Raw genomic sequence first — 20,128 nt, 5'->3', positions numbered from 1 at the left:
CATTAATAGATGAAATTAAGTAATTGATACGCCATAAATAATAATATAAAAGCAATAAAGCTATCAAAAATTCTCCATTTCACTGTTGAGCTAAGCCAGCGCTTTAACGTTGGAGAAAACGCAGTCAGTGCAATAAACCAAATAATTGAGCCTATACAGGCACCAAAAGCAAACATTTGAGGTGAAGGTTGTAATGCGCCGATACTACCAAGTAACACTACTGTATCTAAATATACATGAGGGTTTAAGAAACTGATCATTAATGTTTGTGAGACAGTAACTTTCCAGTGATAAGTATTTGCTTTTGCGGTACTTAATCCTGAACTACCTTGATAAGCTCTATAGGCTGCACCTCCTGCTAGATAAATTAACATGAGCACACCACCATAGGTAAGCCAGGGAATTATAGCGGGTAAGAGTGCTTTAATTTCACTTGCGGCATATACGCCAAGAATTATTAGCAAAACATCTGAAAAAATACATGCAGATGCTAAAGCAAAACGGTTTGCACCAGCCATGCTTTGACTTAATACCCAAATGTTTTGTGCACCAATGGCAATAATTAAGCTTAATCCAAGCATGATCCCTGAGAAAAAAGATAACATGTTAGCCCTTACGTTTATTCTCTGAAAAAGGTGAGTTTATGTTGGCATCATACGTAAATCTCATTATTATTCTAATGAATAATAATGTTTATACATGAGTATTTATCATGATGGATTATCAGTTGCTAGAAGCCCTTCACGCGATAGTAAATGAAGGTGGTTTTGAAAAGGCGGCAAACAAACTTTTTATTACCCAGTCCGCAATAAGTAGAAGAATACAAACGCTTGAATCGCTGTTAGGTGAACCAGTATTAATACGATCAAAACCGCCAAAACCGACGGGTAAAGGAATACGTTTGTTAAACCATTTCCAACAGGTTTTACAATTAGAAATGGAGTTAAATATAGAGTCACTTGCTGATACAGCAGTTAGTGCGATGCCAATCACTATACGCCTAGCAACCAATCGAGATTCATTAGCTACTTGGTTACCAGAAGCGTTAAGTATTTTAAATGGGCTAGATCAACAACAGGTGAAATTCGAATTACTAGTTGACGACCAATCTGTTGTGCTTAATAAAATGAAATCTGGCGAGGTGATGGCATGTATTTCTTCAGAGCCTAACGCGATTAATGGCGGCAAAGTAAGTTATCTAGGTATGTTGCGTTATCGAGCTGTCGCATCTCCGACATTTTTAGCTAAATATAAGGTGGTTGTCGTTCAAGATTTGATTAAATGCCCATGTCTAATTTTTGATGAAAATGACAACTTACAACATCAATTTTTGGCAGATATTGTAAAAGGCGATACTGATTTTGTTCATTTATTGCCATGCCCTGAGGGTTTTAAACAAGCGTTAATCGCAGGGGTTGGCTATGGTATGTTACCTGAGTTGCAATGTGTTGATGCATTAGCCGAAAATAAACTAATTACCCTAGGAGACGAATACTTTATTGATGTACCTTTATATTGGCATTATTGGCAATCAGAAGCGCCACAATTAAAAGCGTTGAGAACACAAGCATTAGCAGTAGCATCATTACGTTTGCATCAACCTGATAAATAGTGGTAAAGGCGATTTATGTCTATCATTGCAGAATAATCATTCACGCAACAGTCTGTTAAGCTCTTTAATTAGCTCATCTTTTTCTAAGGGTTTGGATAAGTAACCATCAAAATATCGGCGATATAGATCTTGTTCGTTCTTTAATGCGTTGGCAGTTAACGCAATGATGGGTTGCTCAGGTGCCTCTGCCTTTATTTTTTTACAAGCGGTTAAACCGTCCATTTCTGGCATTTGTATATCCATAAAAATAAAGTCTGGGTCGCAAGTATGAAATTTATTAATCGCATCAACACCGTCATTGGCCATTACAATATTAGCATTGGTAGGTTTCATCATTTTAGAAATAACAAGTTGATTTATTTTGTTATCTTCAGCAATGAGAATTGTTTTATCGTGCATATCAGGGTAGAGAGTATCAAGTGTTATGCTGGTAGATTTGTCACCAGTGGCTGCTGTTAATGGCAAGGCTACAGCGATAGTTGTACCTTTATTGATCTCGCTTTGAACATTGATAGAACCTTTCATTAGCTTCACTAATTTTTCTGATATGGGTAAGCCAAGACCAGTGCCACCAAAGCGACGTGTTGTAGAGGTGTCTGCTTGTTCAAACCGAGTAAATAAACGCTTTAACGTTTGTTGATCAATACCGATACCGGTATCTTTAATGGTAAATAAAACACCATTATGTTTTTCGGCACTTGCAGTGATGCTAACTGAACCTTGCTCGGTGAATTTAATCGCGTTAGAAATTAGGTTAATCAATATTTGCCGAATACGTACGATGTCGCCCAGCCAACATTCGTCTTTAACTTGGTTATCGAAGCTTAAACTAATATTTTTACCTTGAAGTAACAGTGACAATTCAGAATTTAATTGTTCCATTAACACAGGTAGCTTAAATACTTCATTTTCTAACTCAAGCTTTCCCGCTTCAATTTTCGAAAAGTCGAGAATATCATTGATTATGGTAATGAGGGATTTAGTTGAATGATAAGCGGTTGAGATGAGCTTATTATTCTCAGCGTCAAACTTTTGTTCTTTTAATAATTGAATCGTACCGTAAACGCCATTTAAAGGAGTACGTAATTCATGGCTCATGTTAGCTAGAAATTCTGATTTTGCGATTGATGCTTGTTCAGCTTTTATTTTGGCTTCTTTTAGCTCGTGCTCATGTTGTAGTGTTTCAGTTAAATCGTAAGCTATTCCTAAGTAACCCAATGATTCTGAGGTTGAATTCGCTAACGAGGTTACACTGAGCTTAACTTGAATATGCTCGCCTGATCTACTGACATATGTCCACTGGTTGGTATCTATATCGACGTACTTAGTTTTCACCACAAACACGTCAAACCCTGGTGAAATATTTTCATTGAGCTCTTTTGAGAGCTCAATGGCTTTGGCAATAACTTCACGCTCAAGATGAAATAGTGCAGGCGAATGAATATTAATGACTTCATCAGCACGATAGCCTAATAATTTTTCTGCAGCAGGGTTAAACACTTGAATGATCCCTGCTTGATCTGTTGCTATTACAGCGTACGCTGCATTTTTTAGTATGGTGTCATTAAGCAAGTTGGCTTGTTTCAGCTCATTGGTTTTATTTTCAACGGCTATGGATAATTGTGAGTTGGTAAGTGTTAACTTATCCTCTCGTGCTTTGGCTATATCTATTTGATATTGCGCTAGCTGCGCTTTTCGTTGTAAAGCTAAGTGCAATAAAAAATACGATAATAGTGTAACTAACGTGAATATTGTGCCTGTCATCATCCCTAAATATTGATGAGGTAAATTTAAATTTTGTAAAAAACTTTCGGTGGCAAATAACTTAACTTCCCATGTGCGGCCATAAATAGGCACCGCTTGAGCAATGTATTGCACACGGCTTAAATTTTCAGCCTGTGGTTGGTAAAAAGGCACGTTATCCGTTGTGTCGCTAATGGCGAGTAGATCATCACCAACTTGTGTTACTGTGGCTAAAATTTCACCTATCAGCAGAGGGGCATAGGTCCAACCATAAACGGTATTTTCAATCTCATTGTTCGACTGCGGTATGCCACTGTTGTTATACACGGGTTTAACTAATAAAAATCCATGTTCCACTTTTCCGGTTGCTTGTACCAGAGTAATAGGAGCCGTTAAGGTCGTTTGATTATTTAGCGCTGCATTTTCTAAAGTAACTCTGCGATTTTTCTCTGAACCAACGTCTAAGCCAATCGCCTTTTTATTAACAGACTCAGGAAAGATATATTGAATAATAAAACGCGTTCTTTTATGTGGAGTTAATGAGTTTATCGTAAATGTTTTATCTGGCCTGTCTTGAATTGCTTGCTGAATAAATTGTGGTTCATTTGCTACTGATACAGGCTTTATCAGGCCAAAACCTCTTGCTCCTTTGTAGCGTTCCGGATAGTTTTGAGCATTGCTAAACGTGTGAATTGTTTGATGCGTATGGTTCTGACGTTCGTGCGATAACAGCGCCGAATGTACACTGGCAACGCCTAAGGCATAATGATCAAGTCGCTCAATAATGCCATTGGTAATAAAGTTTAATCGTGTTTTTAATGCTTGTTGAATTTGATTTTCAATCTTCTCTTGATGACTAAATTGTTGGTAAGCGGAAAATACAAGTCCAAAAATAATTATTAAACAACTAAATAAAAATTGCTGCTTAGATAGATTTAGCTTAGAGAATGACAGAATTTAAACCCTCAAATGTGTTCAATCTACTATAAACGATAACGGTGTAGTAAGCTTTCCGAGTAATGAGTCGGAAAATTAACAAAATATAAGTGCACTATTACAACGGCTACGATGAAATATGCTTTTTAAGTATATAGTGTTACCTTGGGTTATCAATATTGTTTTACCAAATTGATAAGCAGATGCCAATTGAATTTATCTTGATATTCTGCCACCATCTTTTTTTTCGAGTTTAATGCCGTGATGAATTTATTTTTTACATTACTCCTGACCTCGCTTTTCTCTGCCTCGGTGTTGGCTGAACAAGCAAGAATTGCTGTTGCATCAAATTTCATTTTACCGATGAAATCGCTTATTGAAACATTTGAAGCAGATTCACCTTATGATATACAAGCGTCTTACGGTTCTTCGGGAAAGCTCTTCGCACAAATATCTCACGGCGCACCTTTTGACATCTTTTTATCTGCCGATCAAGCAAAGCCTGATGCCCTTATTTCTAAAGGCTTAGCAACGGCAGAGCATCGTTTTACCTACGCTCAGGGGAAATTAGTGTTATGGTCGAGAAACCATTATTCAGCACAAACCGCCTCTGAACTGTTAACAGGCGGACAATTTGTAAAAGTTGCACTTGCAAACCCTAAATTGGCCCCTTATGGCGCGGCTGCAAAATCGGTATTAGTGAATTTGTCATTGGAAAAAGTAACGAGGAAAAAGTGGGTAATGGGAGAAAACATTAGCCAAGTGTATAGTTTTGTTGCGTATGGCAGTGTTGATATAGGTTTTGTGGCGCAATCTCAATTGAATACGAGTAAGGTGAGTGGACAAGTATGGCAAATACCTAGTTCACTTTATGAGCCCATTAATCAAGATGCGGTATTATTGATGAAAAGCAAAACGAATAAAGCAGCCATGGCTTTTTGGACATTTTTGCACACAGATGTAGCCAAAAAGTTAATTCAGGCGTACGGCTACGAGACTTTTTGATGTTAACGACTACTTTACTTTCAGCAGAAGATTTTGCTGCGATTTGGCTAACGATAAAACTGGCAACTACGGTTACTGTCTTATTGTTGTTGGTAGGCACTCCTATTGCGTGGTGGTTAACGCATACAAACAGTCGGCTTAAAGCCTTTGTAAATGCCTTAGTTACTTTGCCCTTAGTATTGCCGCCCACAGTTATTGGTTTTTATTTACTGATCACAATGGGGCCTGATGGTTTTATTGGCCAATTCACACAAATGCTTGGCCTTGGCATATTACCTTTTACTTTTTGGGGATTGGTGATCGCTTCTATGATTTATTCGTTACCTTTTGTTGTGCAGCCAATTCAAAATGCAATGCAGGCGGTAGGTAAAAGACCATTAGAGGTTGCTGCAACCTTGAGGGCCGGGCCAATAGAACAATTTTTTACGGTCGTTTTACCTTTAGCAAAACCAGGCTTTATCAGTGCTGCGGTATTAGGCTTTGCCCATACCGTGGGTGAATTTGGTGTTGTATTGATGATTGGCGGTAATATTCCAGATGAAACGAAAGTGATCTCAGTGCAGATTTACGATCATGTTGAAGCGTTGCAATACAGCCAAGCACATACGTTATCGTTAACCATGGTATTATTCTCATTTGCGGTATTGTTGTTATTACACTCGGTGCAACGTCGTTCGAGCTCGAGTTTATTTTCAGCGAAAGGACAGTCGTCTAATGGCTAATCAACCGCAGTTATCAGCAAAATTTTCGTTAACAAGAAAGCAGAAATCACAGAATCACTGCTTTGAGTTAGCCGTTGATTTTTCAATCCCTTTTCGCGGTGTAACGGCTATTTTTGGTCATTCAGGTTCTGGAAAAACAACGCTGTTGCGTTTAATTGCCGGCTTGGAGAAGTGCCAGCAAGGGCAGTTGATAGTTGACCAACATATTTGGCAGCAAGCGGAGGTGTTTTTACCAACCCATCAACGCACTGTAGGGTATGTATTTCAAGAACCGAGCTTGTTTGATCATTTAACCGTTACCAAGAATTTACAATACGCACTTAAACGTGCTGATTCACCCGTTACAAAAACACACTATAATGAAGTAATTCAGTTGCTTGCGCTTGATACACTACTAACACGATATCCAACTCAGCTTTCAGGTGGTGAGAAGCAACGCGTTGCTATTGCTCGGGCTATTTTTATTCAGCCAACGGTATTACTGATGGATGAGCCTCTTGCTTCACTAGATGGGAAACATAAAGCAGAGATATTAGCGTATTTAGAATCGTTAACAGCCATTGTTAATATTCCTATTATTTATGTCAGTCACTCGGTGGATGAAATAATGCGTCTTGCTGATCATGTTTTAGTGCTAGAGGCTGGGAAAATTAGTGCGCAAGGGAATGTTTTCGATGTGTTTTCACGTTTAGACACAAGGTTAGGGCAAGATAAAGGGGTAGTGTTATCAGGGAAAATTGTTGCGTTTGAACCACAATGGCGGTTGGCAAAATTTGAATTCTCTGGTGGTCATTTATGGCTTGCTGATCACGATTTTAATCTTAACCAAGAAATTCGTGTTCAGGTGAAGGCTTCCGATATTAGTGTTACTAATACATGTCTTGATGACTCGAGTGTTTTAAATCGCTTAGCTGCAAAGGTTGTCGCTATTAGCGAACAAGCAGAACACGCTATGGCGTTAGTGCAATTAAGTGTCGGAGACAGTCAGTTTATTGCGCAATTAACACGAAAATCGATCGCAAGTTTAGCTTTATCTCCCGACAACGAAGTGTGGTTACAAGTAAAATCAACTGCAATCGTGCGTTAAGCAATCGCTGCTTGTGGAGTGACGGCTTGCACAATGAATAGTTGATAATGAAACTTTGCCCAGAAAGCTGATGAAGACGTTTTTGTTAATAGGTGTTCGTTAATGGCAAGGAGTGACTAGCAATCGACCAATCAACAAAAACATACGCTGGCTTGGTCTGGTTTTTTCTTGCAATGCCCTTTATAGTGAGTACCAATTCGCAACCTGCGGTCGTGAATAAATTATATAATTAAAAAGCCCAAAGAGTATTTTATGAAACTTACACACCTTACCTCAGCAAGTCTATTATCACTTGCGCTGTTGACAGCATGTGGTCAACAAGAGGCAAAACAAGAAACAACTGTTTCAGCACAACCTGAACAAGTCGATGCAGAACGTATTAAAGCACACGTTGAATTTTTAGCTGATGATACGCTGTTAGGGCGTGATACTGGTAGCACTGGTTATCAAATTGCGGCAAATTACGTTATTTCAAACTTCAAGCAAATAGGGTTACAACCACAAGGTGATCACGATACGTTTGAACAGCAAGTAACGTTTCGTAAAACGTTTCTTGAAGAAGGCTCTGCAACTTTAGCCGTTGAAACTGCATCAGGCACGAAAGAGTTAGTGTTTAAGGAAGAATTCTTAGCTTCTGGTTCTTCAATCGAAAAAGAGTCATTTGTACAAGCTGAAACTGTCTTTGTAGGCTACGGTATTATTGCTTCTGACTTTGGCTACAATGATTATGAAGATATTGATGTTGAAGGGAAAGTTGTTGTTGCATTAACGGGTCGCCCACATGACTTACCTTCAGAAGAAGGTGCTCATATTGGTTCAGGACGTGAAAAAATTCGTCATGCAGCAGAGCGTGGAGCTGTTGGCTTTATCACTGTTCATACACCAAAACGTAATAAAGTACGCGACTTTTCTGTTTCAGCAAAATATGCGAGTGCGCCTCGTTTAAGCTGGGTTGGTAAAGATGGCAAGCCTAATGGTGTATATGAATCGATTAAAGGCGGCGCTTACATTAATCATGAAGCAGCGGCTGTATTGTTTGAAGGTGCTGCAGAGTCTTTAGCGTCAGTGTTTGAAAAAGATTCAAATGATGAAGCAGTAAAAGGCTTTGCGTTAAACAGCAAGGTAACGATGGCGAAGAAATCTCGTCATGAAGAAATTACTAGCCCGAACGTTGTTGCAACTTTAGAGGGTAGCGATCCTAAATTAAAAAATGAATATGTCGTTTTTTCTGCTCATTTAGATCATATTGGTGTGAGTAAACATCACGGTGATCATCAAGAAGGTGAAGAAGTTGATAGCATCAATAATGGTGCATTAGATAATGCGTCTGGCGTGTCTATTCTATTAGAAACTGCACGTTTATTAGCATCACAACCTGCTCCTAAACGGTCAGTATTATTTGTGGTAGTAACCGGTGAAGAGAAAGGTTTATTAGGTTCTTCTTACTTTGCCAATAACCCTACCGTACCTGGTACACAAATGGTAGCGAATGTAAATTTAGATATGCCATTAATATTATATCCTTTTGCTGATGTGATTGCGTTTGGTTCAACGCACTCTAGCTTAGGACCAATCGTTGAATCAGCGGCTGGTAAAGTTGACGTTAGCTTGAGCCCAGATCCAATGCCGGAACAAGCGTTATTTACACGCAGCGATCATTACAGTTTTGTAAAAGCTGGCATTCCATCGGTATTCTTGATGACAGGCTTTAAATCAAAAGATCCAAACATTGATGGCGGCAAAATGTTTAAAGATTTCTTAAAAAACCATTATCACCAACACAGTGATCAAATTGACTTACCCATTCGTTGGGATGCTGCGGCTGACTTTGCCGAAGTGAATATGATGATTGGTTTAGAAATTGCCAATGGTGACAAACGTCCAGCATGGAACCAAGGTGACTTCTTCGGTAAAACATTTGCACAATAATTAGCGTAAATTATAAGATGCTAAAAAACGTGGCTATTGCCACGTTTTTTATTTTCAACCCCTAAAAAAAAGCGTTACACTCAAATGTGACAATAATAAATAAAGGCTGTCTATGAACGCTCATGATTATGCAATACAAGCGAATGGCTCGTTCGCTTTACCTGATGCATGTTTCAAGGTTAAAGCTTTAATGGAAGATGAATCTTCATGTATTGAAGATTTTGCTAATGTGATCAGTGTTGATCCGTCAATGACATCAAGGTTATTGCAAATTGCTAATAGCGCAATCTACAGCTTTTCGGGTGAAATTAGTACAATTTCAAGAGCCATTACCATCATAGGCACACAAGCTATTTATAACATGATGCTCGTTGATGTTGCTGCCTCTGCCTTTAAACATTTTTCAAATCAAGCTATAGATCTAAAGCGGTTTTGGCGGATGAGTGTTTTTTGTGGTTTAGCAACTAAAAATTTATCAATAAAAGCGGGAATTCGCGATATAGAACGTTTATTTGTTGCAGGGTTATTACAAAACTTTGGTGAATTAATTGTTGCGAAAGTATCACCTGAACTTGCTAAAAGCTGTGAAAATTATGATGCTGAACATTTACCTTGGATAGTTCAACAACAAACCTTGGGATTTACCTATACAGAAATATCAGCCGAGCTGTTAAAAATTTGGCAGATACCTGAAAAGATAATTCTACCTATTCGGCATTACAATGCAGCACAAGATATTCAAATAAATAAGGATGTTAAGGTGCTTTATTTAGCGACACGTTTAGCGCTTGTTGATGCTCACCCTGAGCGCTTTAGTTATGATGACACGATTGATGAATCGTTATGCCAAAGCTTGGGCATTTCAACCGATGATTTAAATTTAGCTGCTGACTTTGCGAGCCAAGAAGCTGAACATATATTATCGATAATGGATGCTAAACAATTTACTCGATAACTTGTTGTTAAGTAATGTTTTATTTGAATCGATATGGTTAAGTGCACTGTTTATTATACATTTGTACTTAAATGATCGACGAGTAAGACAAGACATTCTCTTAAAAGCTTGATAGCATCTGGCAACTAAAATTTGTCAGCGCGAGTCTAGCACGGCGCTGCAGCCAAATTTAGCAACTTTAATCCTGTGATTACGTGCCTAAAAAAATATTATAATGAAGGACATTTATGACCGCATCTAGAGAACACTTTAGCTCACGACTCGGTTTTATCTTAGCCGCTGCTGGTTCAGCAGTGGGTATTGGTAACTTAGTTGGTTTTCCGGTAAATGCCGCCAAAAATGGTGGTGGCGCTTTTTTATTAATGTATGCCTTATTCGTCTTTTTTATTTGCTTGCCTGTGATGATCGCAGAAATGGCGGTAGGAAGAAAAACGCAAAAAGAACCGGTAGGTGCTTATAAAGACTTAAGCGGTGGCAGCAAGTTTTGGGGAGCTGCTGGCTTTCTGGGCGTTTTAACGCCGTTTATGATAGCCGTGTTCTACATGGTGTTAACGGTTTGGTTATTTGGTTATATTGCGTTAACGGTTTCAGGGCAACTTGACTTTTTAGCCAGTAGCGAAGGGTTTGGTATCTTCATCAATAGTCCTTATTTATTTGTTGCTATGGCAGTTGTTGCGGGCATTATCAATTACATATTGGTTGCCGGCGTTAAAGACGGCATAGAGCGAGCTGCAAAAGTACTGATGCCAGCATTACTTGTGATGTTGATCATCATGGTGGTGTTCGTGCTATCACTAGATAATGCTTTTGCTGGGGTTAAATTCTTTATTATTCCTGACTTTTCAAAAATTACCCCTTCAGTCATTAACGGCGCGCTTTCGCAGGCGTTTTTCTCATTATCGTTAGGTATGGGTATTTTAATTACCTATGGCTCATACATTAACCGAAAAACCGATATCACAAATTCAGCAAAATTAGTGGCAATAACAGATACTGGGGTAGCCTTTACAGCCGGCTTAATGATACTGCCAGCGGTGTTTTCATTTAATCCTGAGGTAAACCCTCAAGAATTAAGTGATAGCTCTGTATCGTTAATTTTTACTTTCTTACCTAAAATATTTTTAGCACTACAAACCTCCATTGGTTACCTTGGTGCAAGTGTTGTGGCTACGTTCTTTTTTACGCTGGTATTTTTTGCCGCTATTACTTCTTTGGTTTCGATACTAGAAGTACCTGTATCATATTTGGTGACAGAAAAATGTCATAGTCGTAAAAAAGCCTTAACCATTTTATTAATGACTGCTGGCGTACTCGCTGTGTTTGCTACCTTATCATTTGGTATGGTTGCATTCTTCACTGAATTTACTTCGTATGCCGGCGGGAACAGATCGTTCTTTGATGTGGTGTACGACATTTTCTACGATACGATATTGCCGCTGAATGGTTTCTTATTGTGTGTGTTTGTTAGTTATCGCTGGAAGAAGCAACAGCTGACAAAAGAGTTATCTGTGGGTAATGACAATTACGCAGGCTCGTGGGTAGAAAAATACGTTAACTTTTCGTTAGGTACTTTTGTGCCAGTTATTGTGTTTTTCATCTTTATCAATACGGTTATCACAAAGTTTTGGGGTATTAACCTGTTTGGTGTGTAATCGTTAATAAACGTGTTGAAGAAAGCCGTATCAGTTTGATACGGCTTTTGTTTTTAAGGAAATACTGTGTTTTTAACCGAAGTTGAGCAAAATATTACGACGGCTGATTTCAGCCAGTGCCAACGTTTATTTCATGGTCGTGGACATGCCTTTGAACACTTTGAACATGTGAACGTTGATTGGTTAGCACCAGTTGTGTTGATCACCTTGTATCAAGCTGTTGACGATGTGTGGTTACATGAAACGGCCGACATGCTATTAAACCGTGTACCTTTATGTCGTTCAGTGCAAGTACAAAGGCGCTACCTTGCTAAAGCACCCACTGAAGTTTTATTAGGTAAAACCATTTCTGAAACTGAGGTTACCGAACATGGTTTGCACTATCATATTCAATTAGGTAAATCGCAAAATGTTGGCTTGTTTCTAGATATGGCGAATGGTCGTCAATGGGTGAAATCTCACGCTGAGGGCAAAAAAGTACTTAATTTGTTTGCGTATACTTGTGCTTTTTCTGTTGCTGCTATAGCCGGCGGCGCGAGCAAAGTGGTAAATATCGATATGGCAAAGGGAGCATTGGCTAAAGGGCGTGATAATCATCGACTTAATCAGCATGATTTATCAAAAGTGATTTTTGAAGGCGTTGATATTTTTAAGTCGTACAATCGATTAAAAAAATATGGACCTTATCAGCTCATGATTTGCGATCCCCCTTCCTTTCAAAAAGGCAGTGTAAATATCGCACGTGATTACAAAAAAATTCTTTCACGTATTCCACAGCTACTCAGCCCTGATGCAGAATTATTGCTATGTTTAAATTCGCCAGATCTTGATGAACAGTTTTTACGTGAAGAAATGGAAAGAGAGTGCCCTAATTGTCAATATATCGAAAAAATATTGAATCCAACAGTATTCAAAGAAGCGACTGCTGGTAAGGGATTAAAAGCACTCAGGTTTAAGTATTTACCGCTTTAATTAATAACAACGCGCGCGGCAAGTAAAATTAAAAAACTGCCGGTGATCCTATCAATGATATGGCTATTGTTTTTAAGTTTTTCGATAACAGGGCCTCTGGAAAACAAAAAAGCGACAAGGATATACCATAAGGCATCGATACTGCCTACTGTTGCCACCATGATAGCTTTTTCATTGAATGTTGCCTCAGGGCTTACAAACTGACTAAATAACGCGAGAAAAAAAATCGCAAGTTTAGGGTTTAAAAATGCAATTAAAAAGCCGTCTCGCCAACCATTTACTTTTTTGTCAGCACTTTGTGCCGTATCGTTATTATCGCTAGCTTTTTTAGGCTTACTCATCAAGGCTTTAATACCTAAGTAACATAAGAAAGCAGCGCCAGCGTATTGTATTACTTGAAAGAGAATGGGCGATTGAACAATAAGTACTGCAATACCTAAAGTGGTAAGTGCGGCATATAAGGCAACGCCTAAACCGTGACTTATTGCAGTGGCATACCCTTGTATTGCATTACCGTGTAAGGTGTTTTTAACCACCACAGCTAAGCTAGGGCCAGGTGATAATGCTCCCATAATGCAAATAGCGACTAACGATAGCCACAAATGTAATTCCATTGAAAAATCCTACTCTGTTGGGCGAATGCGTAAAAAGCTCGCAAATTTTGGCACACCTCGTTTGGTTTTACCAATATATTGGTAGGTTATTGTACTGCCAATTGCGGGTGGTTGTTGCCGTTCTTTATCACTAAAACCTGAGCCAATACGAAAGGTTAAGCCGTTGGGCATCTTTACCTGCAATGAACCTAGCATACCGGTATACTTACCTTTGCCTGCGATATGTGCTATTACTTGCGCTTCGGCATCCTGCTTTCGCTTTAACTTCATCAGCGTCGGTGTTCTGCCTACTTGATAATAGGCGTCTTTATGATGCAGCATTAACCCTTCACCTTGGTTATTAATTACTGTTGAAAGTGTGTTTTCCAATGCTGAAAAAGTGCTGACTTTTACTTGTGGGATCAATTGAAGGTAAGGTGAATTAGTCTCTTGAATAAGTGTTTTTAATGCTGAAATTCGTGCGGTAAACGTGCCTGGATGTTCAGGTAAATCAAAGAGCATAAATGTTAGTTGACGCCAACATGAATAATGCTGAACCCCTTGTTTTGAGATACAAGACATAGTCGCCTGAAACTCACCATGGTTTAACCAAATTTCACCATCTAGTGGGGTGTTTGGCCATAGTTTAACAAACCATGGAGGCACATTAATGTGGTTGCCATTGCGTGTTATTAATGATTTACCTGTCCATCTACCGCGAATACCGTCTAGTTTTTCACTGACCCAATACTGACTTATATCATTTGGTTTTTGATAAGCAATGCTATGCTGCAACCCATCAATTTTGGCGGCTTTTAATGTGATTGAGCCTGAGAATAATAACAATAGTAAGTGAGAAATAATAAGGTGATTGACCATGTGGAACGTCCTTGTTCAGTAATGGGAGGATGAATAAAATTGTTGGCAAGTATAGAAGCTAACGATAAAAATGCGAGCAAAGCCGTTTTTATGTACTAGACTCGTTGCTAAATAAATACGCAAAGGGAATTGCATATGAACAATACACGTATTGTGGTGACATTAACGCTTTTGATGGGTAGTTCTGGTTTACATGCGAAGACAAATTGCTCCTCATATGAAACTAAATTAAACACTATTCAATCAAAACAGCGTCAAGGTTACAGTGCTTCGCAGGGCGTCAAACTTGCTAAGCAGGAACGTGCGGCATATAACAAATGGTGGGATTGCAAACGAGGTAAGTTAAAGAAAGCAACTAAGAAAGCCAAAGGCGATAAAAAACTGTTGAAACGTGAATTAAAACCAAAAGCTCTAATCAAGTTAACTACTGTTAAACCACTGACTAATAACATTAGGATAAAAGCAAAATATCATGGTGCTAAACAACAAGCGTGGCTTGATTTTTATCAACCGTTAGCGATATGTAAATCGCCGAAAAAATTGTCTACCTTTGCAAAGTGTTTAAAGGATGAAGAACGTCAGCAATTGCTTTTTGAACAGCAGTGATTGAATCGTTAATGATTGGTCAAATTAGTACAATAGTCGTGAACATCGCGATAATTAATAGAGTAAGTTATATTTATTTGCTTTTAATACAATGGCTTAGGTTTTGGTTTGAATTTTGCTGTAAAGACAGGTCTCTATAATTTTTTATCGATGAGGTTTGCGTGAAAAGATTACAATCATCTTTGATGATCATTGGTGGATTTATATTTTTGCTTATTGGCATTATTTTTATTTTATTACCTGGGCCCGCTGTTATTTTTATTCCATTGGGCCTAGCGATGTTAAGCACAAGATACCTGTGGGCACAGCAATGGTTGAAACGAAGTCAGCGTTGGCTTCGTAAACGTGCAGTTGTAATTGATCGTTGGTTACTAAACCGTAAATATCGCGGTTAAATTAACGCAGCGACTTGCTGCGTTAATTTGGAGTATTAAGATTTAATATGCTGTTGTTTTTTATCAATATACAACTGGACAATATTATCTATCACGTCTTGTTCATATGGGCGTAAACCACTAAGAAGCATGTGTTTTTTGCCATGGCCAATGATTTTGTCGCCATCGTATAAATTGAAAATTAAATCAGCTACACCGCGCTTACCTTCTAATGAAAGCTTTGAGTCTGCTAAAGACAATTTAACATTTTTAAACGACAATGAGTTTAAGTGTATTGTCATGCTTTCATACATGACCATTGGACGAGTAGGGTTGATCATCACTTGGTTTTGCTTCATTAACTCAACCAGAATGTGCGGAAAAGTATGCCCTGAAAATTCAACATAAGCTGAGGTTAATGCTGCAATTGTTTTCGCATCTTTTGTGCATTCACCGCTGGCTTCAATGGTTAAATATTCTTTACCATTATCATCAATAATTGCTGCTTTTTCATGGATGTCGCTAGGAAAGGTTAGAGATATACCGTCTGAAACCATACCTGAAAAGGTAAATTTCATTTCTTGAGATAAACCAGAAGTTTCTAAGTTTAAGGCAAATAATAGATCGCCAGGCACACAAAACCTTTTAGCGTCTATGTCATGCAAAGGGTTAAAATCATCGGCAATATTTTTGGCAAAGTTGCTTGCCTGCTCTCGGCTAAAACTGATTTTGCCGTTATCAATATGGCAATAATTTTCTAAATACATAAGTTATTCTTCTGGTACTTCAAGTAAAAACCGACGCATTCTACCAGTAGTTTGCTAAAAAATCGAAAGATTAATAGCATCTACTAACTAAGCAGACCAGTAAAAACAAGGGCTTCAGCTTACACTTGTACCTCTTTTTCAAGGGTAAATTGTGCCGCTAACTGTTCTTTTTGTTTTTTTGATAGTTTACGAAGGTAGTACTCACGCTGACAAGCTTCCTTTCGATGTGCTGCCGGCTCTGCATAAGCTAAACGTACTGGGCGGCGTACACGTGTATATTTTGCGCCTTTCGCTGTTTGGTTATGTTCGTGCACTCTCCGTGCAAGATCAGTTGTGACTCCGGCATACAAACTATTATCTGCGCAGCGTAAAAAATAAACGAACCATGTTGTTGAGGGCATAATCAATGAATCTTCGCTTGCTATTGCGTGGTTGTTTTACTTAACATGTCTGCAAAATAACATATTTTGAAGTTTGATATGCAAATACCCGCAGGCCCGTTAAAAAAAATGACGGCACAGCTCTCTGAACAAGGCAATGTTAACTATCAGTTGCCTATTGGTGATAATGCCTTACCGTTAAATGATGTGATTGGTCATCATCTTACCCTCACTTTTCAGCAGCATATAACTTGCCAACACTGCGGTCGAAAAACGAAAAAAAGCTACTCTCAAGGTTTTTGTTTTCCTTGTATGCAGAAATTAGCACAATGTGATATGTGCATTATGAAGCCAGAAACCTGTCATTTTCATTTAGGTACTTGTAGAGAGCCTGAATGGGGAGAGAGAAATTGTTTTATGCCTCACTATGTGTACTTAGCAAATACTTCTGGTGTTAAGGTGGGTATTACCCGTGAAACACAAATACCAACACGTTGGATTGATCAAGGTGCGACGCAGGCACTGCCTATTTTCAAAGTGAGTTCTCGTCTTCAGTCAGGTTTAGTTGAAATAGCGCTAGCTCAACATATTGCCGATAAAACAAATTGGCGAGCAATGCTAAAGGGCGAAACAAAGAATGTTGATTTACAACAGGTCGCGCAAGAGTTAAAACCGTTAATTCGGGATAAATTAGCCGAATTACAACTGAATTATGGGGAAGATGCCATTGAAGAGTTAGAACATTCAGTGGTAGATTTATCATTTCCTGTCACACAATACCCAACTAAAGTATCTTCTTTCAATTTTGATAAACATCAAGAGGTTAGTGGTATTTTACAAGGGATAAAAGGGCAGTACCTTATTTTTGATACTGGGGTGATTAATATTCGTAAATTTACCTCGTACCATGTTGAAGCTAAAGTAGAATAATAATCTGCAGTAACGAAAAATCCGTCTATAATCAAAGAAAGTAGCGATTTATAACATCAACTGGAGTATGTGTTGTGAGTATAAAGTGTTCAACGTACTTTTGGTCTAACCACGTAAGGTAGCAATATGGAAGCATTAGATTACGCTGAAAAAGCCAATGAAGTATTCGTTTTATCTGATTCCTTTATCAGGATAAAACAACTTATTGATGATGAGGCCTCTACTATAGATGATATAGCGGATGTTATTTTATTGGATCCTGCTTTAGCAGGCACAATTTTAAAGTTAGCCAATAGTTCTTTTTTTAATTATCCCGGTAAAATTGATACTATCTCCAAAGCTGTTTTAGTGCTTGGCATTACTGAAGTGTATAACTTGGTCATTGCTTATTTTACAACCAAGGCGTTTAAAGGGGTTAAAGCTGAGCCTGAATTCTTAGAAGCATTTTGGGAAAACAGTGTAGATTGTGCGTTAATTATTAAATATCTAGGTTTTCAGTTAAAAGTACCTAATGCTGAACGACTGTTTATCTTAGGGTTAATGCATAATTTAGGTGAATTGGTGATGCAACAATTTGCACCTGAAAAGGTAAATGAGGCAAGGCGTATTGCTTCAAATGAATTACCTTGGCAAAAACAGCGTGATATCTTTGGTTTTACCTTTGCAGACTGTACAGGCGAGCTATTAAAATTATGGCAGCTTCCGTATAGCTTAATTGAGCCGATACGTTTTCAAGACGAGGATAACTTCGAACATTGTACCATGGAGACTAAACTGCTGTTTATCGCTAAGCGCATTATGTTGATGAACCATCAATGTCAACAACATGAACAATCCAAGATACTCGCGGAAGAAAAAATGCAAGAGTTGATGTTAAAAACTGATAACGTAAACGCAGCGAATAACTTTTGCGATATGGAGCGATTAGCGATTCTTGCTATTTTAAAACCTAGCGCAGCCATGATTTATTAAATAGTTTTTCGAGTACAGAACAACGTTTAAATACGCCTTTCTAAAGCCTTCATAAGGTTGGTTTTAGATAGGTAATCAGTAAGTAGGTTAACTGTTATCGTTTAACTATAGATACAACGCGATAACTTCCCCAAAATTCTAACTATCATCAGTTCAACAGACCCTAATCATCGTTATTTCTTTCATTTATTTGGTGCACCAAAAGACAACGTACGCTTTTGTTTAGCGCACTAATGTAGTGCACGAAATGGTACTTCCAATGCTTATTTTGTTGTAAGTCGTTGTAATTTATTTGTTATTTTTATTGGCATAACGATTGAATATTCACTTACAAACAATAACTAGGGGTAGTCAATGAAATTAATAAGCGCAATAGTTAAACCCTTCAAGCTCGATGATGTTCGTGAGGCGATTTCTGAAATCGGCGTTGAAGGTTTAACCGTAAGTGAAGTAAAGGGTTTTGGTCGTCAAAAAGGTCATACAGAACTATATCGTGGAGCAGAGTATCAGGTTGATTTTCTGCCAAAAGTAAAACTTGAAGTTGCGGTAAATGATGATCAAGTAGAACGCTTAGTGGAGGCGATTAGCAAATCAGCTTACACAGGTAAAATAGGTGACGGCAAGATATTTGTTTACAACCTTGAGCAAGCCGTGCGTATTCGTACGGGTGAAACTGATGTAGAAGCACTTTAGGGGTTAATGATGGAACAAAATATTTTTCACCTTCAATACGCCATGGACACATTCTATTTTCTAGTTTGTGGAGCTTTGGTAATGTGGATGGCTGCTGGTTTTACTATGCTAGAAGCTGGTCTAGTACGTGCTAAGAATACGACCGAAATACTCACAAAAAATGTCGCTTTGTACTCTATTTCTTGCATTATGTACTTAGTATGTGGCTATGAAATTATGTATGGCGGTGGTTTTTTATTATCGGGTATTGAAACCGTAGATGCTGATGCTGTATTAAAAGACTTTGCCGGCCGAGAAGATGGTTTTACCGGTGGTGCAATTTACTCTACTGCTTCTGATTTTTTCTTCCAGGTAGTATTTGTTGCTACAGCGATGTCTATTGTATCAGGCGCTGTTGCTGAGCGTATGAAACTATGGTCTTTCTTGTTGTTTACTGTTGTGTTAACCGCGATTATTTACCCGATGGAAGGAAGCTGGACATGGGGCGGTAACGCTGTTTTTGGCTTATATAACTTGGGTGACTTAGGTTTTTCTGACTTTGCTGGCTCTGGTATTGTTCATATGGCTGGTGCTGCTGCAGCGTTAGCAGGTGTATTATTACTAGGTGCGCGTAAAGGAAAATATGGTAGCAATGGTCGTGTAAATGCCATACCAGGCGCTAACTTGCCATTGGCAACGTTAGGTACCTTTATTTTATGGATGGGGTGGTTTGGTTTTAACGGTGGTTCAGTGTTAAAACTTGGTGATATTGGCAACTCTCATTCAGTGGCGATGGTGTTTTTAAACACCAATGCGGCAGCGGCTGGTGGTGCGATAGCTGCGCTAGTGTTAGCAAGAATCTTATTTAAGAAAGCTGATTTAACCATGGCGTTAAATGGTGCATTAGCTGGTTTGGTTGCGATTACTGCTGAGCCTTCTACCCCAACAGCGCTACAAGCAACATTGTTTGGCGCATTAGGTGGTATTGTTGTTGTGTTATCGATTGTTAGTTTAGATAAATTAAGAATCGATGATCCAGTGGGTGCGATTTCAGTACATGGTGTTGTTGGTTTACTCGGTTTATTATTAGTACCGATAACAAATGATGGCGCAAGTTTCTCTGGTCAACTAATCGGTGCTGCAACTATCTTTATTTGGGTATTTGCAACAAGTTTTATCGTATGGTTTGCATTAAAAGCGACTATCGGTATTCGTGTAACGGAAGAAGAAGAGTATGAAGGCGTTGATAAATCAGATTGTGGTTTAGAAGCATACCCTGAATTTACTCGCGGTTAAGCGACTGTTTACATGAGTGAAAAGCCAACGTAACGACGTTGGCTTT

20 protein-coding genes are annotated in these 20,128 nt (G+C 38.5%); 14 read left to right on the top strand and 6 right to left on the bottom strand.

Annotated elements, in window-relative coordinates:
- Window positions 1–2: 2 nt before the first annotated feature.
- A complete protein-coding gene (locus tag Q4489_RS08860) occupies window positions 3–605 on the bottom strand; it encodes a LysE/ArgO family amino acid transporter (protein WP_303479189.1) in 603 nt (200 codons plus the stop codon).
- Between the two features lie 107 nt (window positions 606–712).
- On the opposite strand from Q4489_RS08860, the gene Q4489_RS08855 reads away from it, so the two are divergent.
- Window positions 713–1,612: a LysR family transcriptional regulator ArgP gene (locus Q4489_RS08855; protein WP_303479187.1), complete on the top strand. Its 900-nt coding sequence runs from the start codon at window positions 713–715 to the stop codon at window positions 1,610–1,612.
- 36 nt (window positions 1,613–1,648) lie between these two features.
- Here the strand turns inward: Q4489_RS08855 and Q4489_RS08850 are convergent, their stop codons facing one another.
- A complete protein-coding gene (locus Q4489_RS08850; RefSeq protein WP_303479224.1) occupies window positions 1,649–4,048 on the bottom strand; it encodes a CHASE domain-containing protein in 2,400 nt (799 codons plus the stop codon).
- Between the two features lie 507 nt (window positions 4,049–4,555).
- Here Q4489_RS08850 and modA point away from each other — a divergent pair.
- From modA to Q4489_RS08815, 7 genes are all read left to right on the top strand, one after another.
- A complete protein-coding gene (gene modA, locus Q4489_RS08845) occupies window positions 4,556–5,296 on the top strand; it encodes a molybdate ABC transporter substrate-binding protein (RefSeq protein ID WP_303479185.1) in 741 nt (246 codons plus the stop codon).
- On the top strand, window positions 5,296–6,018 hold the full coding sequence (modB, locus tag Q4489_RS08840; RefSeq protein ID WP_303479182.1) for a molybdate ABC transporter permease subunit: 723 nt from the start codon (window positions 5,296–5,298) through the stop codon (window positions 6,016–6,018). Before modA ends, modB begins: the two co-directional genes overlap by 1 nt.
- Window positions 6,011–7,105 (top strand): molybdenum ABC transporter ATP-binding protein, encoded by a 1,095-nt coding sequence (gene modC, locus Q4489_RS08835; protein WP_303479181.1) that lies wholly within the window; start codon window positions 6,011–6,013, stop codon window positions 7,103–7,105. Before modB ends, modC begins: the two co-directional genes overlap by 8 nt.
- 252 nt (window positions 7,106–7,357) lie before the next feature.
- Window positions 7,358–9,034 (top strand): M28 family peptidase, encoded by a 1,677-nt coding sequence (locus Q4489_RS08830; protein WP_303479180.1) that lies wholly within the window; start codon window positions 7,358–7,360, stop codon window positions 9,032–9,034.
- A 112-nt stretch (window positions 9,035–9,146) separates the two neighbouring features.
- Window positions 9,147–9,989 carry an HDOD domain-containing protein gene (locus Q4489_RS08825; RefSeq protein ID WP_303479178.1) on the top strand — a complete coding sequence of 281 codons (843 nt, stop codon included), beginning with the start codon at window positions 9,147–9,149 and terminating at the stop codon, window positions 9,987–9,989.
- A 227-nt stretch (window positions 9,990–10,216) separates the two neighbouring features.
- Complete coding sequence (locus Q4489_RS08820; protein WP_303479174.1) at window positions 10,217–11,641, top strand: sodium-dependent transporter; 1,425 nt, start codon at window positions 10,217–10,219, stop codon at window positions 11,639–11,641.
- Window positions 11,642–11,707: 66 nt separating this feature from the next.
- Window positions 11,708–12,613 (top strand): class I SAM-dependent methyltransferase, encoded by a 906-nt coding sequence (locus tag Q4489_RS08815; RefSeq protein WP_303479171.1) that lies wholly within the window; start codon window positions 11,708–11,710, stop codon window positions 12,611–12,613.
- Here the strand turns inward: Q4489_RS08815 and Q4489_RS08810 are convergent.
- Window positions 12,610–13,227, bottom strand: coding sequence for a LysE family translocator (locus Q4489_RS08810; protein WP_303479169.1), 618 nt, complete (start codon window positions 13,225–13,227; stop codon window positions 12,610–12,612). The two genes, Q4489_RS08815 and Q4489_RS08810, sit on opposite strands and share 4 nt — an antisense overlap.
- 9 nt (window positions 13,228–13,236) lie before the next feature.
- Window positions 13,237–14,085, bottom strand: a complete 849-nt coding sequence (locus tag Q4489_RS08805; RefSeq protein ID WP_303479168.1) for a DNA ligase — start codon at window positions 14,083–14,085, stop codon at window positions 13,237–13,239.
- 135 nt (window positions 14,086–14,220) lie between these two features.
- Here Q4489_RS08805 and Q4489_RS08800 point away from each other — a divergent pair, with 135 nt between their 5' ends.
- Window positions 14,221–14,691 carry a hypothetical protein gene (locus tag Q4489_RS08800; protein ID WP_303479165.1) on the top strand — a complete coding sequence of 157 codons (471 nt, stop codon included), beginning with the start codon at window positions 14,221–14,223 and terminating at the stop codon, window positions 14,689–14,691.
- A 161-nt stretch (window positions 14,692–14,852) separates the two neighbouring features.
- Entirely contained in the window at window positions 14,853–15,086 is a 234-nt protein-coding gene (locus Q4489_RS08795) for a PGPGW domain-containing protein (RefSeq protein ID WP_303479164.1), read from the top strand.
- Window positions 15,087–15,121: 35 nt separating this feature from the next.
- Here Q4489_RS08795 and Q4489_RS08790 read toward each other — a convergent pair whose 3' ends face one another.
- Both Q4489_RS08790 and Q4489_RS08785 read right to left on the bottom strand, forming a co-directional pair.
- On the bottom strand, window positions 15,122–15,832 hold the full coding sequence (locus Q4489_RS08790) for a DUF3581 family protein (protein WP_303479163.1): 711 nt from the start codon (window positions 15,830–15,832) through the stop codon (window positions 15,122–15,124).
- Window positions 15,833–15,951: 119 nt separating this feature from the next.
- On the bottom strand, window positions 15,952–16,233 hold the full coding sequence (locus Q4489_RS08785) for a GIY-YIG nuclease family protein (protein ID WP_303479162.1): 282 nt from the start codon (window positions 16,231–16,233) through the stop codon (window positions 15,952–15,954).
- Between the two features lie 78 nt (window positions 16,234–16,311).
- On the opposite strand from Q4489_RS08785, the gene Q4489_RS08780 reads away from it, so the two are divergent.
- From Q4489_RS08780 to Q4489_RS08765, 4 genes are all read left to right on the top strand, one after another.
- A complete protein-coding gene (locus tag Q4489_RS08780) occupies window positions 16,312–17,142 on the top strand; it encodes a DUF2797 domain-containing protein (RefSeq protein ID WP_303479160.1) in 831 nt (276 codons plus the stop codon).
- Window positions 17,143–17,268: 126 nt separating this feature from the next.
- Complete coding sequence (locus tag Q4489_RS08775; RefSeq protein WP_303479158.1) at window positions 17,269–18,114, top strand: HDOD domain-containing protein; 846 nt, start codon at window positions 17,269–17,271, stop codon at window positions 18,112–18,114.
- 354 nt (window positions 18,115–18,468) lie between these two features.
- A complete protein-coding gene (glnK, locus tag Q4489_RS08770; protein ID WP_074498730.1) occupies window positions 18,469–18,807 on the top strand; it encodes a P-II family nitrogen regulator in 339 nt (112 codons plus the stop codon).
- A 9-nt stretch (window positions 18,808–18,816) separates the two neighbouring features.
- Entirely contained in the window at window positions 18,817–20,082 is a 1,266-nt protein-coding gene (locus Q4489_RS08765) for an ammonium transporter (RefSeq protein ID WP_303479221.1), read from the top strand.
- Window positions 20,083–20,128: the final 46 nt, after the last annotated feature.

It is taken from the genome of Thalassotalea sp. 1_MG-2023 (assembly GCF_030546745.1).
Lineage (GTDB): Bacteria > Pseudomonadota > Gammaproteobacteria > Enterobacterales > Alteromonadaceae > Thalassotalea_C.
Note: the sequence above shows the minus strand (reverse complement) of the source record. Positions and strands in the feature narration are given on the sequence as shown.

What these genes read in the sequence shown, in the direction of transcription:
- Q4489_RS08860 (WP_303479189.1), bottom strand. Translation starts at nt 605, where the DNA reads ATGTTATCTTTTTTCTCAGGGATCATGCTTGGATTAAGCTTAATTATT.
- Q4489_RS08855 (WP_303479187.1), top strand. Translation starts at nt 713, where the DNA reads ATGATGGATTATCAGTTGCTAGAAGCCCTTCACGCGATAGTAAATGAA.
- modA (WP_303479185.1), top strand. Translation starts at nt 4,556, where the DNA reads ATGAATTTATTTTTTACATTACTCCTGACCTCGCTTTTCTCTGCCTCG.
- modB (WP_303479182.1), top strand. Translation starts at nt 5,296, where the DNA reads ATGTTAACGACTACTTTACTTTCAGCAGAAGATTTTGCTGCGATTTGG.
- modC (WP_303479181.1), top strand. Translation starts at nt 6,011, where the DNA reads ATGGCTAATCAACCGCAGTTATCAGCAAAATTTTCGTTAACAAGAAAG.
- Q4489_RS08830 (WP_303479180.1), top strand. Translation starts at nt 7,358, where the DNA reads ATGAAACTTACACACCTTACCTCAGCAAGTCTATTATCACTTGCGCTG.
- Q4489_RS08825 (WP_303479178.1), top strand. Translation starts at nt 9,147, where the DNA reads ATGAACGCTCATGATTATGCAATACAAGCGAATGGCTCGTTCGCTTTA.
- Q4489_RS08820 (WP_303479174.1), top strand. Translation starts at nt 10,217, where the DNA reads ATGACCGCATCTAGAGAACACTTTAGCTCACGACTCGGTTTTATCTTA.
- Q4489_RS08810 (WP_303479169.1), bottom strand. Translation starts at nt 13,227, where the DNA reads ATGGAATTACATTTGTGGCTATCGTTAGTCGCTATTTGCATTATGGGA.
- Q4489_RS08805 (WP_303479168.1), bottom strand. Translation starts at nt 14,085, where the DNA reads ATGGTCAATCACCTTATTATTTCTCACTTACTATTGTTATTATTCTCA.
- Q4489_RS08800 (WP_303479165.1), top strand. Translation starts at nt 14,221, where the DNA reads ATGAACAATACACGTATTGTGGTGACATTAACGCTTTTGATGGGTAGT.
- Q4489_RS08790 (WP_303479163.1), bottom strand. Translation starts at nt 15,832, where the DNA reads ATGTATTTAGAAAATTATTGCCATATTGATAACGGCAAAATCAGTTTT.
- Q4489_RS08785 (WP_303479162.1), bottom strand. Translation starts at nt 16,233, where the DNA reads ATGCCCTCAACAACATGGTTCGTTTATTTTTTACGCTGCGCAGATAAT.
- Q4489_RS08780 (WP_303479160.1), top strand. Translation starts at nt 16,312, where the DNA reads ATGCAAATACCCGCAGGCCCGTTAAAAAAAATGACGGCACAGCTCTCT.
- Q4489_RS08775 (WP_303479158.1), top strand. Translation starts at nt 17,269, where the DNA reads ATGGAAGCATTAGATTACGCTGAAAAAGCCAATGAAGTATTCGTTTTA.
- glnK (WP_074498730.1), top strand. Translation starts at nt 18,469, where the DNA reads ATGAAATTAATAAGCGCAATAGTTAAACCCTTCAAGCTCGATGATGTT.
- Q4489_RS08765 (WP_303479221.1), top strand. Translation starts at nt 18,817, where the DNA reads ATGGAACAAAATATTTTTCACCTTCAATACGCCATGGACACATTCTAT.